Source organism: Gelidibacter sp., assembly GCF_035515035.1.
GTDB lineage: Bacteria > Bacteroidota > Bacteroidia > Flavobacteriales > Flavobacteriaceae > Gelidibacter.
In genome coordinates, this window is sequence record NZ_DATJCA010000124.1 from 1 (window position 1) to 14967 (window position 14967).

12 protein-coding genes are annotated in these 14967 nt (G+C 38.9%); 1 reads left to right on the forward strand and 11 read right to left on the reverse strand.

What is annotated here, in order from left to right; genetic code table 11:
- The first annotated feature begins 480 nt into the window (after window positions 1–480).
- A complete protein-coding gene (locus tag VLZ86_RS10610; protein ID WP_325451116.1) occupies window positions 481–831 on the forward strand; it encodes a ribose-5-phosphate isomerase in 351 nt (116 codons plus the stop codon).
- A gap of 129 nt (window positions 832–960) precedes the next feature.
- On the opposite strand, the gene VLZ86_RS10615 is transcribed toward VLZ86_RS10610, so the two are convergent.
- From VLZ86_RS10615 to VLZ86_RS10665, 11 genes are all read right to left on the reverse strand, one after another.
- Window positions 961–3993 carry an AAA family ATPase gene (locus VLZ86_RS10615; protein WP_325451118.1) on the reverse strand — a complete coding sequence of 1011 codons (3033 nt, stop codon included), beginning with the start codon at window positions 3991–3993 and terminating at the stop codon, window positions 961–963.
- Window positions 3994–3995: 2 nt separating this feature from the next.
- Window positions 3996–5189, reverse strand: a complete 1194-nt coding sequence (gene sbcD, locus VLZ86_RS10620; protein ID WP_325451120.1) for an exonuclease subunit SbcD — start codon at window positions 5187–5189, stop codon at window positions 3996–3998.
- Window positions 5190–5432: 243 nt separating this feature from the next.
- Window positions 5433–7214, reverse strand: a complete 1782-nt coding sequence (locus tag VLZ86_RS10625; RefSeq protein ID WP_325451122.1) for a mechanosensitive ion channel family protein — start codon at window positions 7212–7214, stop codon at window positions 5433–5435.
- A 288-nt stretch (window positions 7215–7502) separates the two neighbouring features.
- Window positions 7503–8411 (reverse strand): transporter, encoded by a 909-nt coding sequence (locus VLZ86_RS10630; RefSeq protein ID WP_325451124.1) that lies wholly within the window; start codon window positions 8409–8411, stop codon window positions 7503–7505.
- Between the two features lie 60 nt (window positions 8412–8471).
- Window positions 8472–8966, reverse strand: coding sequence for a hypothetical protein (locus VLZ86_RS10635; protein ID WP_325451126.1), 495 nt, complete (start codon window positions 8964–8966; stop codon window positions 8472–8474).
- Window positions 8929–9165: a hypothetical protein gene (locus tag VLZ86_RS10640; protein WP_325451128.1), complete on the reverse strand. Its 237-nt coding sequence runs from the start codon at window positions 9163–9165 to the stop codon at window positions 8929–8931. The genes VLZ86_RS10635 and VLZ86_RS10640 overlap by 38 nt, the downstream gene beginning before the upstream one ends.
- Window positions 9166–9223: 58 nt before the next feature.
- On the reverse strand, window positions 9224–10222 hold the full coding sequence (locus VLZ86_RS10645; RefSeq protein WP_325451129.1) for a BamA/TamA family outer membrane protein: 999 nt from the start codon (window positions 10220–10222) through the stop codon (window positions 9224–9226).
- A gap of 602 nt (window positions 10223–10824) precedes the next feature.
- Window positions 10825–11679, reverse strand: a complete 855-nt coding sequence (locus VLZ86_RS10650; protein WP_325451131.1) for a universal stress protein — start codon at window positions 11677–11679, stop codon at window positions 10825–10827.
- 97 nt (window positions 11680–11776) lie between these two features.
- Complete coding sequence (locus VLZ86_RS10655) at window positions 11777–12619, reverse strand: universal stress protein (RefSeq protein ID WP_325451133.1); 843 nt, start codon at window positions 12617–12619, stop codon at window positions 11777–11779.
- A gap of 11 nt (window positions 12620–12630) precedes the next feature.
- Window positions 12631–13479 carry a universal stress protein gene (locus VLZ86_RS10660; protein WP_325451135.1) on the reverse strand — a complete coding sequence of 283 codons (849 nt, stop codon included), beginning with the start codon at window positions 13477–13479 and terminating at the stop codon, window positions 12631–12633.
- A 10-nt stretch (window positions 13480–13489) separates the two neighbouring features.
- Window positions 13490–14350, reverse strand: coding sequence for a universal stress protein (locus tag VLZ86_RS10665; RefSeq protein ID WP_325451137.1), 861 nt, complete (start codon window positions 14348–14350; stop codon window positions 13490–13492).
- Window positions 14351–14967: the final 617 nt, after the last annotated feature.

The following is a 14967-nucleotide window of genomic DNA, read 5'->3' on the forward strand; positions in this document are numbered from 1 at the left end:
AATTAGAAAATTTATTGAGGTGTAAAGATGTCGAAATTATCTATGACTTTTTGTGGCGACCAAAAATTGTTGTTAAATGGTTATCAACAATTTTGAACAAAAGATGGTTTTTTGAACATTAGATGAAAATAAAAAAATTAACGAAGAAGCCATGCGAAAAACGAATAAAAACCGTTGGGTTCTAACAAATAATAGGTGGATTTTCGGATTATAGATTTTTTAAAACTCTTAGAGTGAATTGATCTGACCACGATCTTTAGATTAGAACTTCAAGAGGAAATTGCCTAAATTTGGACGTTGCTTTTGGGTGACTCCTGACATGGCAGAAAGGAAGGCTTTCAACTTAAGGTTAGGGTCAGGAAAGTGATTTGAATGTCACAAAGAAAATGGCAGTTTGAGCATCGAATAAATTGATGTGCAAATCAGCATCAAGGACTTGTTTATAATAAGGACTGCAGTTATCAGTTAATATAAAAAGACGTGGCTAAAACTTTATATACCATTTATGTCATTGAACTGTCCAAAAGGGTGTTTTCGGAAAACATCAAGTTTAGGACAGCAAATCCGCAATTTAATGGCGTCTTACAGTGTTTGTACGTGGGTCAGACCAGCAAAACACCCAAAGAGCGATTTCTTCAACATAAAACTGGGTTTCGAAATAAAAAAGGACATAAATTGTCTGCTCAACTTGTAGAAAAATACGGACTTTACTTAAGACCTAGTTTATACACGCATATTGATCCATTTCTCACCAGAGCCGAAGCCTTGCAAGCTGAACAACAAATTGCACTGGAGTTGCGACGGGAAGGTTATGCCGTGTGGTTCAACTAAATTGGCGTTGTTTTTCAATACCCATCAACTCATTTTGCCTACCGGCAGTAAGGTCAATTTTCTATGCGCAGCGGCGATTACCGATCTTGTCGAAGCATCTTTATTCATTATTCTGACACTGCAATTCCTTTAAATAATCTCAATTTTACTATACCCTGACCCCATTTTTTCCAAGCGGATTTGGGTGGTGATCCGATCTTTTAAGGCCTCCACATGCGAAATCACGCCGATGGATTTATTGCCTTCATTTTGCATTTTTTCCAAGATGGTTATGGCTTGGTTTAAAGTTTCAGGATCCAACGTACCAAAACCTTCATCAATAAATATGGATTCGATTTTGACGTTTTTAGCGGCTAAATCGGAGAGTGCGAAGGCCATTGCCAAGCTCACCATAAAGGTTTCGCCACCGGATAAGGTGTTGATGGATCGTCGGGCATCGCCTTGATGGCTATCGAATACTTTTAAGGAATCGTTTTTATCGGCTTCGTCTGCCGTAGGAATATCCAGTAAATAGCGATCGTTCATATCCTTTAATCGCAGATTGGCATACCCGATCAATTGCTCGAGCGTTAAATCTTGGACAAAATTTGAAAAGCGTTTGCCAGTTGCATCACCAATCAACCCGTTCATGGTTTTCCATAGATCTTCTTCTTTTTTCAATTCCTTTAATTTTTCCAACAAGGCCTCTTGTCTTTCCTTCGCTTTGGTATCAACTTCCAAGGTCGTTTTAATAATCCCGATCTGTTGGTTTAAACCGATAAAGGCTTCATCCAACTTGGTGTAATTTTCTTGGAGTGCGGTTAAAGGTTCGTCGGACGTGATTAGTTTTTTAAACGCTTCAATTTCCTTTTGGGCGGTATCTTTTTCGGTTTGCAAACGCTCTTGCCGCAATTCTATCTGTTTCTTTTTCTGTCGGATCTGTTCCGCGTCTTTTTCGGATAGGATAAAAGCCTTCAAGTCTTGGATACTTTCGACCGATTCTTTTTTTAAGATTTCATGGAGTTGCCTTTCAAAATTTTCTTTTTCTTTGGCGATAAGCGCCAGTTTAGTTTTCAATGCTACAATGGCTTGCTGGTTGTTTTTAATGTTTTCAATGTTTGCAGCCCATTTCGACATTAATGATTGCACTTTAGAATCTACAGCGTCGCCATCATAAAGTTGTTTTCTCTTCATTTCCTTTTCAGTAGTTAGAGCTGAACTGGTCTGCCATTGTTTTGCAGCATGGCTCAAATTCTCCAATAAACTCCGTAAATGGAACGCTTTCTTACCTTGCTCTACCATTTGCAGGGATTTTAGAACCTCTGTTTCTACAGTTTGAAGCGTTTCATGATCCGCGATAGCCTCTAAGTTTAAAGATTTGCTGTACTTTTCGATTTCGCCAAGCTGTGGCGCCAAAGCTTCATGAATTTTAAGAAGGTCCTGTTTTAAGGCCTTACTTTTATTCTGCTCATTGTCTAAATTGGTTTGGGTGGCAATTTTTAATGCTCGTTTTGTATCCAACACTTCTGTTTTGGACTTTAGAATTGCCTCTTTAGCATCAAAAACGGGGTTATCTATGGCAAATGGATGTTCCAATGATCCACAGAGCGGACAGGCTTCACCATCAACCAAAGTGTTTCGGTGTGCCTCCAGACTTTGATGTTTTTTACGCATTTCTTCCTCCTTAGCTAGCGTCTCCACGGCCACTTCCAAAAGCTTCAATTCACTTTCCAAAAGATTCAATTGGCTGCTGTATTTTTCAACCAAAGCTTCACTTGCCTTTAATTCGGCGGTTTTTGAATTTTTGTTTTTTAATTCTGAATTGTATTGGGTCAGTGTAATTTTTACCGTATGGATCAGCTGTATTTTTTCTCGAAGCTTCACTTCCCTTTCAACCAATTCCATATCACCATTTATCCCCGTTGTTTTTAAGAAATTGTCAATTTTATCTTTAACTGGCTGAATACCTTCAATAAAATCAGCAGGTTGCGGAATAAAACGGATGCGTTCTGAATCTTTATTGATCTCCAAAAGCAATTTTTTAATGGCGTCCTCATGGAGTTTTGCCTCTGCTCTGGCCAGATCCTCTTCTTTTTTTAATGCCGTCACTGTGGTATTGAACTCCGTTAAATGACCGACAAAGTCTTCTGCTCCCACCTTTCTTTTTAATAGTACTGAAGCTTCGTCCAATAAGCTGCTGTTCTCTTTTAAAATGGTGGTTTCCTTTACATGTTCTCTGCCAAGCTCATCTGAATGTTCTTTAAAGGTTTTCTCCTTTTGTTCAAAATTGGAGATGAGTTGGCTATGCCCTACGTATTTTGAGTGGTTTTTTAAAGTGATTTCCTCTTTCTTGAAATCCTCAATCGCCTGAGCTAATTCTTTTTGCTGTGTTGCATTCGCATTTAAAACCGTTTGGTTTTTAAAAATGCCTTTTTGGTTTTCAATCTCTACTTTTAAATCATCCAACGCTTTTTTTTGAGCAAGTTTGGATTGGTTTAAGGCAATTTCTTGGGCGATTAAACTTTTCTTTTCCTCTTCAGGAAGCAATTCTACTTCCCCCAATCGTATCTCCTGTTCTTTACATGCGTCTGAAGCTGCCCTGAACCTCTTAAACACAGCAATTCCTATCGACCTGTAGTCTTTAGCACCAGTAATGTCTTCCAGTAACTTATTGCGTTCATCTCTTTTTGCCTGCAATAATTTACTGAACTGGCCTTGGGACAATACCATCGCCTTTACAAATTGATCATAACTCAGCCCAATCAGTTCTTCATTTTTGAGAGGGACGGCAGATTTCCCGCTTTCAAGAATCGCACCCGTTGCCACGTCAATAATTTCCTGTTTCCGATCGTTGAGATTATGGTTACGGTTTCTCTCAATGGACCAATGCGATCGGTATGTTTTTTGTTTGACGATATATTCTACCTCCGCATAACAATCTTTGGCATTCCTGGTCATAATGCCACCTTCATCATCAATAACCGATTTGCTGATAGACCCTATTCTTGGGACTCTATTGTATAAAGCCAAGGTAATAACGTCCAGCAAGGTGGACTTTCCTGAACCCGTGGCGCCGGTAATTGCAAAAAGACCACTTTCTGCCAAAGGCCCTGAGGAAAAGTCGATATGATGTTCGCCGCGAAGCGAATGAATGTTTTTAAAACTGATTTTGCTGATTTTCATAACTATAGGTTGAGCTCTTCCAAAATTTGACGAAATGCATTTTTTAATTCCTCGGTGTTTTCTTGAGTGCCATCAAGTTCCAACCTTTTTTCAAACATTTCCATGGGCGTCACATCGGCAACGCTTATGCCAGGCTCAAAAGCCTCGGAAGCCCCGCGTACTTTATTCAGGAAGTTCAATTTTGATTTTACTATTTTAAGATGCTCATTCTCGTAATTTTCCAATAAATCGTCTAAATCCCTTCGGATCTGTATGCTTTCGTCGGGTTCATTCACGATAATTTCCGCAAGTGAAACCAGATTAGTAATGGGCGAATAGCTATTTAATTGTTTTTTAACCGCTTCAAGTGTGCCTTGAAAAGTGACCAAATTTCTGAACTTCGGAATAGGCAGGATGTCCACCTTAACCTGTTGTCCACTCACCGAAATAATATTGACCTGTTTTACTTCTTCTTTTTCACTAAAACTCAAACAAATTGGAGAACCTGAATAATGCACATGCCGTGATACGGCATAAGGTTTATGGATATGTCCCAAAGCTACATAATGCGGTGCATCGCCAAAAATGGTTCCTGAAACCCCAGCCTGATTGCCAATTTGGATATCCCGCATACTTTCGGAAACATGAGCGCCCTGCACGTATAAATGGCCCATCACTATAAAACAAACTCCAGGATGATGTTGCTGGTAATGCGCATTGATATTAGAGAAATACGTTTTTATGCCCTCTCGAATCTGTTCGATTTTATCGCCATAAGATTCTCCTGCTGCCGAATTTCTAATGTCCCTATCCCTTAGAAACGGGACGGCAGCAATAACCACCTGCTCCTCTTTCTTCGTGTATTTTATGAAAAGATCTTGGATATCGTCAGGAGCGCCGCCAATAACATCAATATTCAAGAATCCTAGGATGTCCTTTGGCGCATTTAAAACAGAGGCCGAATCGTGATTTCCACCCGTTAAAACAATTTTACAGTCGGTGCCAAGCATTCGTTTTAAAAACCCATAATACTGCTTTAACGACGTTTGCGACGGATTTGCCTGATCAAATACATCTCCTGAAATCAATAGCAAATCGATGTGTTCTTTCGCTATGGTATCTATTAACCAATCGAAAAACAATTCCAAGTCATCCGCTAAGTCCATTTTATGCAATTGCTTTCCAATGTGCCAATCGGCAGTGTGTAAAATTTTCATATCAATTAATTAGGTACTAATCTCGATTTATACTGTACTTCTCTAGGCTGGCAAATCATTAAAAAACCAGAAAACTCCGGATTTTTTATGCTCTAAACATTTGGATGGCACAGGCGAGTTCTTTATTTTTATCAGAGCCTAAACTTAAGAATAATTGGTAGAAGTTGTTGTGAATTTATGGAAAAGAGCCTATCAGTTTTTTTAACACATGAAGAAAACCCTCAAAAAAAGTTGACGTTCAGCTTATTCGTCTTTTTCTAAATTAACATTAAAACTTGGCGATTTATAATCTTTGGCGCGATAGTCTTTAGGAATTGTAGTTTCATTTCCATCGCGTTGGGCACGATAATGTGGCGAAAGGATTTCAATCCCTCTTTCATTACAGACGTTCTGGATGTTTTGGTGCAGCTGGGAATAAATATGGCCCTGTTTCGATGCTTCTCTTGTATGGGCATTGATTTGATAGGCAACATAATAATCATCAAGACTGGTTTGCAAAACGAATGGTTGAGGTTCTGGTAAAATTGTTTCCGTCAACAAGGCCGCATCGATCAAGGCTTGGTGAATATCTTTCCACGGCACATCATAGCCAATGGTTACTGTGGTATGCAGAATTAATCCTTTGCCATTGGCCTCACTACTGTAATTGACGGTGTTGCCGGAAAGTACAGAGGAATTGGGGATAGTGATGATTTCATTCTTTGTTGTTCTTATTCTTGTTATCAATAGACTTTTCTCGACCACATCTCCAACAACATCAGCTATTTTTATGCGGTCCCCAATCCTAAACGGACGCATATAGGTGATGACCAAACCTGCCACCATATTGGCGATGGCGGTTGAAGATCCTAAGGAAAATAAAATACCAATGAATACGGAAACTCCTTTGAAAATATCGGAATGCGATCCTGGCAATAATGGGAAGATGAGCACGAACATGAACGCGTACAAAAGGAACTTAATGATACTGAAGGTTGGCACTGCCCAATCCGAATGAAAGCCGGAAATTTGGAGCTTCTCATTTTCGATCTCTCGAAATACATATCTGATAACTTTTACAACATATTTTATGACCAAATAAATGACCAAAATCCTGAATATATTGGGCAAATAGTGCCAAATGGAAATGAAAATAGTTTTAATTGGAGACCATATCAAATGGAACAAAACATCCGCCCAATGTTGTGAAATAGGAAAAATACTGAAGACAATGGGCAAGGCAAGATAAAGTACGAAGATGAGAACGAACCATCTCACAAGTTTTAATATTGAAAAGATGACCTGTAATTCTTGTTCGGCGGATAGAAATGTATAATCCTTATAATTTAAATTTTTGAGCCAGATTTCCTTTTTGGTCTCAATACGTTTCAAGGACCAGCGGTGTACTTTTCCAAGAAGCCAAATGACCAACCATATCGCACCAATGGCAAGAAGGGCCAAAGCCACACGCATCAAGATTTTTGAGATCATTCGCTCTTCTTTTAGACTTAGAATAGAGGTTTCAATGATTTTCTCAAGGTGTTCCGCCAATGCCATTGCCGTAGTGCCATGCCAAAGCGCATCATCTTCAGAGATACTCATGATGATTGTTTTGCCATAAACTATATCATAAGTATATTGTGACGGCACCACCGAAAAAGAATCTTTTTTAAAAAAATAATCTTGATAGAGTGTTTCAATTTTGCTGCTAACATTCCGCGCTCTATCTTGAGCCGTAGAAGCACCAATTCTAGAATAAATAAAGAAAAGTGTATCCTGTTTCACACCCACAACCGGATAGCCCCTAGTGAATGGCCGAAGCGAATCTATCCGCGCTTTTTTAGCGGCCAGATTTTTGATCTCCATGGTCTTAATAGCCTCCAATTGGTTTTGCGCATTTTTATTTTGCAGATCCTCTTTTTTGATGAGCACCCTTAATTCCTCTTCCAAGTGGACTCTTTTTACCGAATCAATGATGCGCTGTTTTTCACTTGCAGCGATTTTACGAATGGAATCGTTTTGCTGTAATCTTGGTGTCGACTGCATCTGAAAAGTTATGCAAAAAAACAGCAGGACTTTTAAAATCGTTTTTAGCGATAACTTTTTCATAATCACAATATCATCAATGAAGGCACTTATTTTTCAAACAACAGCAGGAATAATCAGGGCAATTAACAGAGTAATATTCTAGTCTACTTCAAGTTAAACCCCTTTAAAGATAGAGATAATTACACTATCATTTTGGTGCATACTCATAAAAAAATGCTTTACTTATTTCAAAACCTCAAGTAATTTTAGGATCCATTTAAAAAAACTTTCAGAATTTTATATTTTTTAAAACGATGCGGACCAGACCACCCCAAAGGAGTTGGTATCGCCTCCAATATCATTTAAGGTTTCCGACCTCATATATACTAATTTTACTGCTTGTCTTTTTAGCAATGGAAATCCAAAGGAGAAGGCACCTAATAGATCTTCCCTCTTGTCATTATGAGGTTGTCGGTTGACTAACGATTCTCCCAAGAGCCCCGATCCCAGACTCAAAGAACCCCATAACCCACGCTTAAATCTCCGGATAAGATGGGTTTGCATGGCAAATATTGGATCTTGTTTTCGTGTACCACCATTAAAAAAATCGTTGTTGTTGGTAAAGAGGTATAATGATCCGGTCAGCTCGTAGGACCACTGCCTCCAATTATGGACAAACCCCGCTTGTGGACGAAATACAAAACGATTCTGCCCTAAATTGAGCAGTTTATCGCTATAGTACTGTCCTAAAGGAAGTGTGACCGCCACCGATACACCCACTACGGTATACACGGCATGTGTACTCATATACTCCTGCAATTCCTTGAGATCCATGGCCTGGGGTCCTAAAATGTTTACGGAAAGCCGTAACCTTGGATCAGAAAACCCACGACGTGTTATTGACGTTGGCGAATCAGCTAGTTGGCCTTCCCACCGTGCTATGGTATAGGGAACGCGAAGATCAAATCGCGCTAATTTATTCCCCAATTTAAACGGCCGAACATAATCTGCCACGAAGGTATTCACATCAATCGTAGCATCCTTTACGTCCAGAATAGGATCGAAGAATATCTTACCATTAGTGTACACATAACCAGCGCCAATAAAATTATTTTTCAAAGGCAAGGGCGTCCAGCGTCTTGGCTCAAGATCCTGCGCACCGGCATGAGGTCCTACTAGAAGAAACATCCATAAAATAACCGCTATAACCTTCATTCTAAATCCTATGGGTATGTATCGAAGTTAATTCTTTTTTAATTATGAATTATGATGGGCTTATTTATTTGACGCTTCCAATGCTTTGATTAATAATTCAACATATTGATCTGCCGTCTTATGCGCATCATTAGGGTCATTTAAACTTGATGTTACCACTGCCACCAATTGCTCTCCGTCGGATTGTTCTAAGTTGTAGGCCACAGTTTCCAAGACATAATTTGTGTTGACCTGGGTGGAATTTGAGGTTGAAATAAAGCCCCCAAAAGTATCATAATAAGAACCGTAGGCATAAGGGTGGTTATAATAATTGTAAAATCCACCGTAATACCCAGGATAATAGGCGCCATAAGATGCTCCCACATAAATTCCGTTGGAAGTTGTTCTTACGGTTTCTTGCTTATCTTTAATGACGGTTAATACCACTGCAGTAAACCCTTCACTTTTCATCAAACTCTTAATCAAGTCCAAGCGTTCTTGGGACATTTCTCGCGCTGGATGGATCTTTGGCGCTTTACTATAACTCTCGGTGGCGTTGATTCCCCGTTTTCGCAAAGCATCTAGTCAACGCACTTTCAAAGGCATAGCGCGCGTCGTCATTGGCGGTACGGGCAATGACCAATACTTTTTTCGTTTTAAATAATTCCACAACAGAAGGCTCTGCTTTCCAGGAATCCAAAATTTTGGTGCTTGAACAAGCGTACAGACACATAAAACTGCAGGCTATAAAGATAATTTGATAGTGGATTTTCATAATTTGATTGTTGTTTTGGTACTCGGTTAATTTTTGAATCCGTGAAACAAATGAGAAATTAGAAGGCCTCTTCAATACCAAAATAGATACCGGTCGTGCCATCTCTTCCAATACCAATATCCATTCTTAAATTCACATTTTCTTTTTTATTAAAGAGATAGCGGAGCCCACCACCAATGCTGTATTTCAATTCGTTCATATTTAAACTGGTGATTTCCTCACTGACATCGCCGATCCCTGCGAAAACCACAAAACCAAGTCGTTTCCAAAAATATTGCCGAAATTCAGTTTGTAGGGACACATAGTTTTTATCTCTATAACGTCCCTGAAAATAACCACGCATGCGTTGATGTCCTCCAAGGGCGGGCAATTCATAAAATGGCGCGTTGCCTGCAACATTCTTAAGATAGAAGTTTGTGGCCCATACATGGTTTTTGAATAAGGTTTTATAGAGTCTCACGTCAAGCTCAAACGTGGTGAAAATATAGTCGCTAGGCTCCGTATAGGCAATGAATTTAATATATTGGTAATGGCCGGAAGTTGGGTAAAACAGATTGTCACGTCGGTCCCAAACCAAGTTGACCCCTACGCCATACAAATTGCCACCATTAAATCCAGTTACGGATTCGTCCATTAGAAACGCATTTTCCTGGACATCCACGATGGCAGTATGTTTAAAATCCAGAATAAACCCTGTTCGGTCAGAAAAAAATAAAAACGGTGGCACCTGTACTTCCATTTGAAGGTTGAAATCTTCTCTTGAATAGGCGGCGGTGCCGGTCTCTGGGGTTTCATTGCCCAATCCCCAAAATTTATCCTCAGTAGAGCCAAAAGATGTTGGCATTTGGAGGACAAGTTTGTTGGCGTTGAAATAGATTATGGGGTTGATCGAAAATTTGTATTGTTTATTGGTGGTGTAGAATGCCCCGAATCCGATTTTAGACGGACGTAATTCCTCCGACTTGGTTTGGGTATAAAAAATAAAGATGCCGCCTGCACCGATTGCAGCTTGGGTTTCAGGGGTATAAAACACATACGGATAGCCGTTAAATGTCACCTTCTTGATTTTAACACTGTCCTTACCTCGTACTAAAATAGAATCAATAACACCCCTTCCCTCCTGACCAAAGCCAAAAAGCGGAAATGCAATGAGTAGTATAAAGATGCATTTTGTTATGAGTTCCTTTTATTTCATAATTAAAATCAAATGCCGATAATTTGAATGCCTTTAAATTGATAAATGATTTTAGTCCATTATATTTAAAACCTATATGTTCTGATTTACTCAGAAAATGATCGGATTAAAGCTGATTGTCCTGTACCTAAATTTTACTTGAGAAAAGGTCCAACCAAAAGTAAATCAACATTATATCAAATATATTGTTTTTTTTTATGCGTGATACTGAAGCTGAATTTTTTTTAAAATTTCATTGTAGATCGTCTTAAAAAACATGACAACCCATTGACATTGCTATAAGTGTCAGCAATAGCCTCGACCATTTAAGGCGTGAAGAATAATTTGGCTTATTAATCTATGTGGACAAATTTTAGAAATGACCTTGATTGGAATAGGCTCCTCTTGGAAGGAATTCATCCAATTCCCTAACGTGCTATTCTTTCGTCCGGAATCTTGATTCTTTGTTCTTAATTTATGAGTACTTAATTCTTCAAATCATGCATCACCAAAATGGGCACTTTTGAATCATAGGCAATCCCTTTTACCAAGGGCTGGTTAAAAATACTTGCGAAAAATGAATGCTTACTATTTATGAACGCTACCATATCGCTCTCTCTACTTTCGACAAAACAATTAATGGCCGCAGGTACGGAGAGCTGACTCAATAAATGAAAGGAATGACTGACCTCTTCGAAATACTCGTCCAGCAGCTTTTTGTTGTTTGCCTGTTGGGAGTTCAATTTTCCTTCCTCTGAAACATGCAATACCTTTATGGACGCATTACTACTTTTCGCAATATTAATCAGATGTTTTAACTCCTGTTTCTTGAAACTAGTTTTGTAGTTTGTTGGAAAAACAATCTCCTTTGGAATCTTACGCTTAGCCAATTGTGGAACGACAATCACCGGGCAATTCCTGATTTTTTCCATAACATCAATAGCGGTACTACCGTAAATCTTGCTTCTGGCATTGGTCTGTCCACGAGTTCCCATGACAATCAATTGAATATCCTTTTCTTCCACAGCAGCTCTAATAGCCTGTAATGGCTCGTTAAAAGTGGATATGGTCTGAAAGCTATGTTTTGAATTCCCGTTGTCATTAAAGGCAACCTCACTTAGCAATTTATGTAACTGGTTTTCGGAATGTCTTTTGGTGGCCTCATATAAGTCACTGCCAGGCTCCATACCCATCAAATTTTCTAGATTAGTTGGGTTTATAAAAAACACATTTAAAAGATAAAAAATGCACTCTTGATCCTTATAAAGTTCCAAGGCATATTTAATGGCCTGTAGCGCATTGTCTGAAAAATCAGTAGGCAATAATATTTTTCTTTTCATGGATATTTTATTTATTTCAATTTGATTGTTGATTGTTGATTTTTGCCTGTCTATCGATAGGCATGGCATTTGAATTTGAGATTTTAAACCTTTAACTTTATTCTGGAATCACCAAAAAAGGCACCATCGGTTGAAATCCTATCTTTTTGATTACCGGTTCTTTAATGACTCTTTCCACAAAACTATGTTTATAATTCACCATGGCAAGCACATCGATTTTTAAATCTTTAACAAACTCGTTGATTTCATCAGATTTTGTCGCCGATTTCTCCACCCAATGAAACGTGTGCTGATGGTTCACCAAATGCGCTTGAAGGACTCTCATGTTGCTGTTTTGCCGTTCACTTAATTCACTTTGTAATTTGATGTGCAAAACATAAATATGGGCCTGATATAAATCGGCGAAATTCAGTAAGGCTTGTAATTCTTTCGCTTCGTAAACGCGGGTAAAATCGGTTGGAAACGCCATATGCGTCGGAGCTTTAAATTCGTAGGCATCTGGCACCGCAAGCATTGGACAACTTTTTAAGCTCTGCATGACCTTGACGGTATTACTGCCCAAAAAATACTTGTTAACACCAGTGGCTCCTTTAGTACCTGTCACGACCAAATCTATATTATTTATCTGTACCGCTCTTTTTATGGCCAACGTAATCTCTTCAGAAGTGCTTATGACCTCAAATTCATGATTCGGATTGCTATATAATTCTGCTGCCCGATCTTTCAGTGCACTTAACTCGGTTCTTGAAGTTTCAGTTAGGCTGTCCAAAAACCGCGTTGTAATATAGGATCTTGAGTCGGTATGATCGAGAGAAAAGGAGTTTAAGAGATAGAACGTACACGGGTGATCGGCATATAGATTTAAAGCATATACCGTGGCACTCCATGCGTTTTGTGAAAAATCTGTTGGGATTAAAATATGATATTTTTCTGGGGTCATAATGTTTTATTTTAGCGCTGTTTAGACGGAATGACTAGAAATGGGATATTCAAATAGAAACCAATTTGATTGATGGTATCCTTGAAAAATATATTCTCAAAAAATGATTGTTTATTGTTGATCATCACCAACATGTCAACGGCATGATCTTCTTGAAATCTGTTAATGGCAGCAGGGATCTCCATATCTTCAATATCGTGAAATTCATAAGTCAATTTTTTGAACAAGGTTGGTAAAAGAGCTTTGTTTCGATCTTGGATCTCACTCAAACCATGTCCTGTACTGACGTGAAGGGCATTAATTTTGGCTGCGTGCAACTTCGCTATTGCTTTAAGTACATGAAGTTGTTCCCGAGTGAACTCTACTTCTAAATCGGTAGGAAATAATATCTCCTTAGGTCTCACATAATCAAAATTGGATGGAATGGCCAATACTGGAAACTTGATTTCCCTAAAGACTTGAACCGTATTTGAACCAAACAATATCTTCTTGGCTCCAGTTGCGCCTTTCGTTCCCATAACGACCAGATCAATGTTTCGCTCCACAATCAGTTCTTTGATCCCGAGAATAAGGGTTTCAAACCGTGCAATAGTTTCAAATTTATGGTTGGGATTGCTGCCAAATTCATTTAGAAGTTCTGTGGTCAATTCGTCTAAACCTTCTTGGGAGGCTGCTCTTATGGGATCGCGAAGCCCAAATTGCGCAGGACTGAGCAGAACATAAGTCAGATCATAAACCACTGGGGTATACGCATTGAACAGATGAAAAGTACACGTATTATTTTCAAAAAGCTGAATGGCATAACGGATGGCATTCAAAGAATTATCAGAAAAATCAGTTGGAAGGAGTATGTTTTTCATGATCAGATCTTTAAAGTGCTGGTGTAGCTCGTGTGGCGTTTTGCATTGCTAAAAGTGGTATTTTAAGATCAAGGCTTACTTTATCAATATTGGATGGAAACAGCATGTTTTCCAAAAACGAATGCTGGGTATTGACCATCACCAACATGTCCACCTGGTTTTCTTTTATATACTCCTGAATGGTTTCGGCCACCTTTCGACTGTTTGCTGTGATGAAATTTATTTCAGTCTTACAGATGGTTCCTTTCATAAAAGCCTGATTATCTTCTTGCCTAATGGATAATTTATCGATTTTTGAAACATACAGCACATCAACAATACTTCTGTAGGGCGCTGCTAAATCGCATAATAACTTCAATTCGCGTCGTTTGTAGGGTATGAGATAATCGGTTGGAAATAAAATACGTTTCGGTTGGGTGTTGGTATAATTTTTTGGAATGGCCAAAACCGGACATTGTACATATTTCAGAACTTGGAAGGTATGACTTCCAAAAACAATTTTGCGGCCATCGGATTTTCCTTTGGTTCCCATAACAATCAAATCGATATTCTTACGGTCGGCAATATTGTTGGCCTCTTCCACAAGTGAACCAAAGACCGAAAGGCTATGATAGGTATATCGCGGATTTGGAGCCATTTCATTAACCGTCTTTAGAAGTTCCTTCAAGTTGGCTTCAGATTGCGCTTTCACACGCTCCAAAACATCATCAAAATTATCACGGGACACTAAATCCTCATGATCATAAACATCCTTCTGGTAGGCGTGCATGAAATAAAACGCAACCTTTTCATATTTAAAAAACTCCAAGGCATAGGTGATGGCATTCATTGAGTTTTTAGAAAAATCTGTGGGAAAAAGTATAGAAATCATAGTGCTAGAGTTTATTTGATATGGCATAAAGTTAATGGAATAAAACCATAAAAACTATGATATAAGTCATTTGGATGGCGCCACAAATTCCTGCCAAGGCAGGAATCTCGAGTTCAGCGAAGTTCATTTGAGGTTAAACAGACCAAGGAGAATTTATCCTAAAATCGGTTCAATTGATATACAAATCCGCGGGAACTTGCGCATTCAGCGGGAGAAAAAATGAAATTGGGATAGATAATAAAGAGATTCCCGCCTGCGCGGGAATTTGGGAAGGACTAACATGAGATTCCCGCCTGCGCGGGAATTTAGCCCTCCACGTTTGGTCTATATTCATCATTTACGGAAAAAATTTCTGTGTAACTCTGTATTCCCTCTGTGCCACTCTGTGTAACTCTTTGCAACTATGCAATCTGCGCAAATCTGCGCATTCTGTGGGAGAAAAAAATGAAATTGGGATAGATAATAAAGAGATTCCCGCCTGCGCGGGAATGTGGGAAGGACTAACATGAGATTCCCGCCTGCGCGGGAATTTAGCCCTCCATATTTGGTCTATATTCATCATTTACGGAAAAAATTTCTGTGTAACTCTGTATTCCCTCTGTGCCACTCTGTGCCAC

Excerpts from the sequence above, each read along its gene's own strand:
- VLZ86_RS10665 (WP_325451137.1), bottom strand. The coding sequence starts at position 14,350 with ATGATTTCTATACTTTTTCCCACAGATTTTTCTAAAAACTCAATGAAT.
- VLZ86_RS10655 (WP_325451133.1), bottom strand. The coding sequence starts at position 12,619 with ATGACCCCAGAAAAATATCATATTTTAATCCCAACAGATTTTTCACAA.
- VLZ86_RS10650 (WP_325451131.1), bottom strand. The coding sequence starts at position 11,679 with ATGAAAAGAAAAATATTATTGCCTACTGATTTTTCAGACAATGCGCTA.
- VLZ86_RS10625 (WP_325451122.1), bottom strand. The coding sequence starts at position 7,214 with ATGCAGTCGACACCAAGATTACAGCAAAACGATTCCATTCGTAAAATC.
- VLZ86_RS10640 (WP_325451128.1), bottom strand. The coding sequence starts at position 9,165 with ATGAAAATCCACTATCAAATTATCTTTATAGCCTGCAGTTTTATGTGT.
- sbcD (WP_325451120.1), bottom strand. The coding sequence starts at position 5,189 with ATGAAAATTTTACACACTGCCGATTGGCACATTGGAAAGCAATTGCAT.
- VLZ86_RS10630 (WP_325451124.1), bottom strand. The coding sequence starts at position 8,411 with ATGAAGGTTATAGCGGTTATTTTATGGATGTTTCTTCTAGTAGGACCT.
- VLZ86_RS10660 (WP_325451135.1), bottom strand. The coding sequence starts at position 13,479 with ATGAAAAACATACTCCTTCCAACTGATTTTTCTGATAATTCTTTGAAT.
- VLZ86_RS10615 (WP_325451118.1), bottom strand. The coding sequence starts at position 3,993 with ATGAAAATCAGCAAAATCAGTTTTAAAAACATTCATTCGCTTCGCGGC.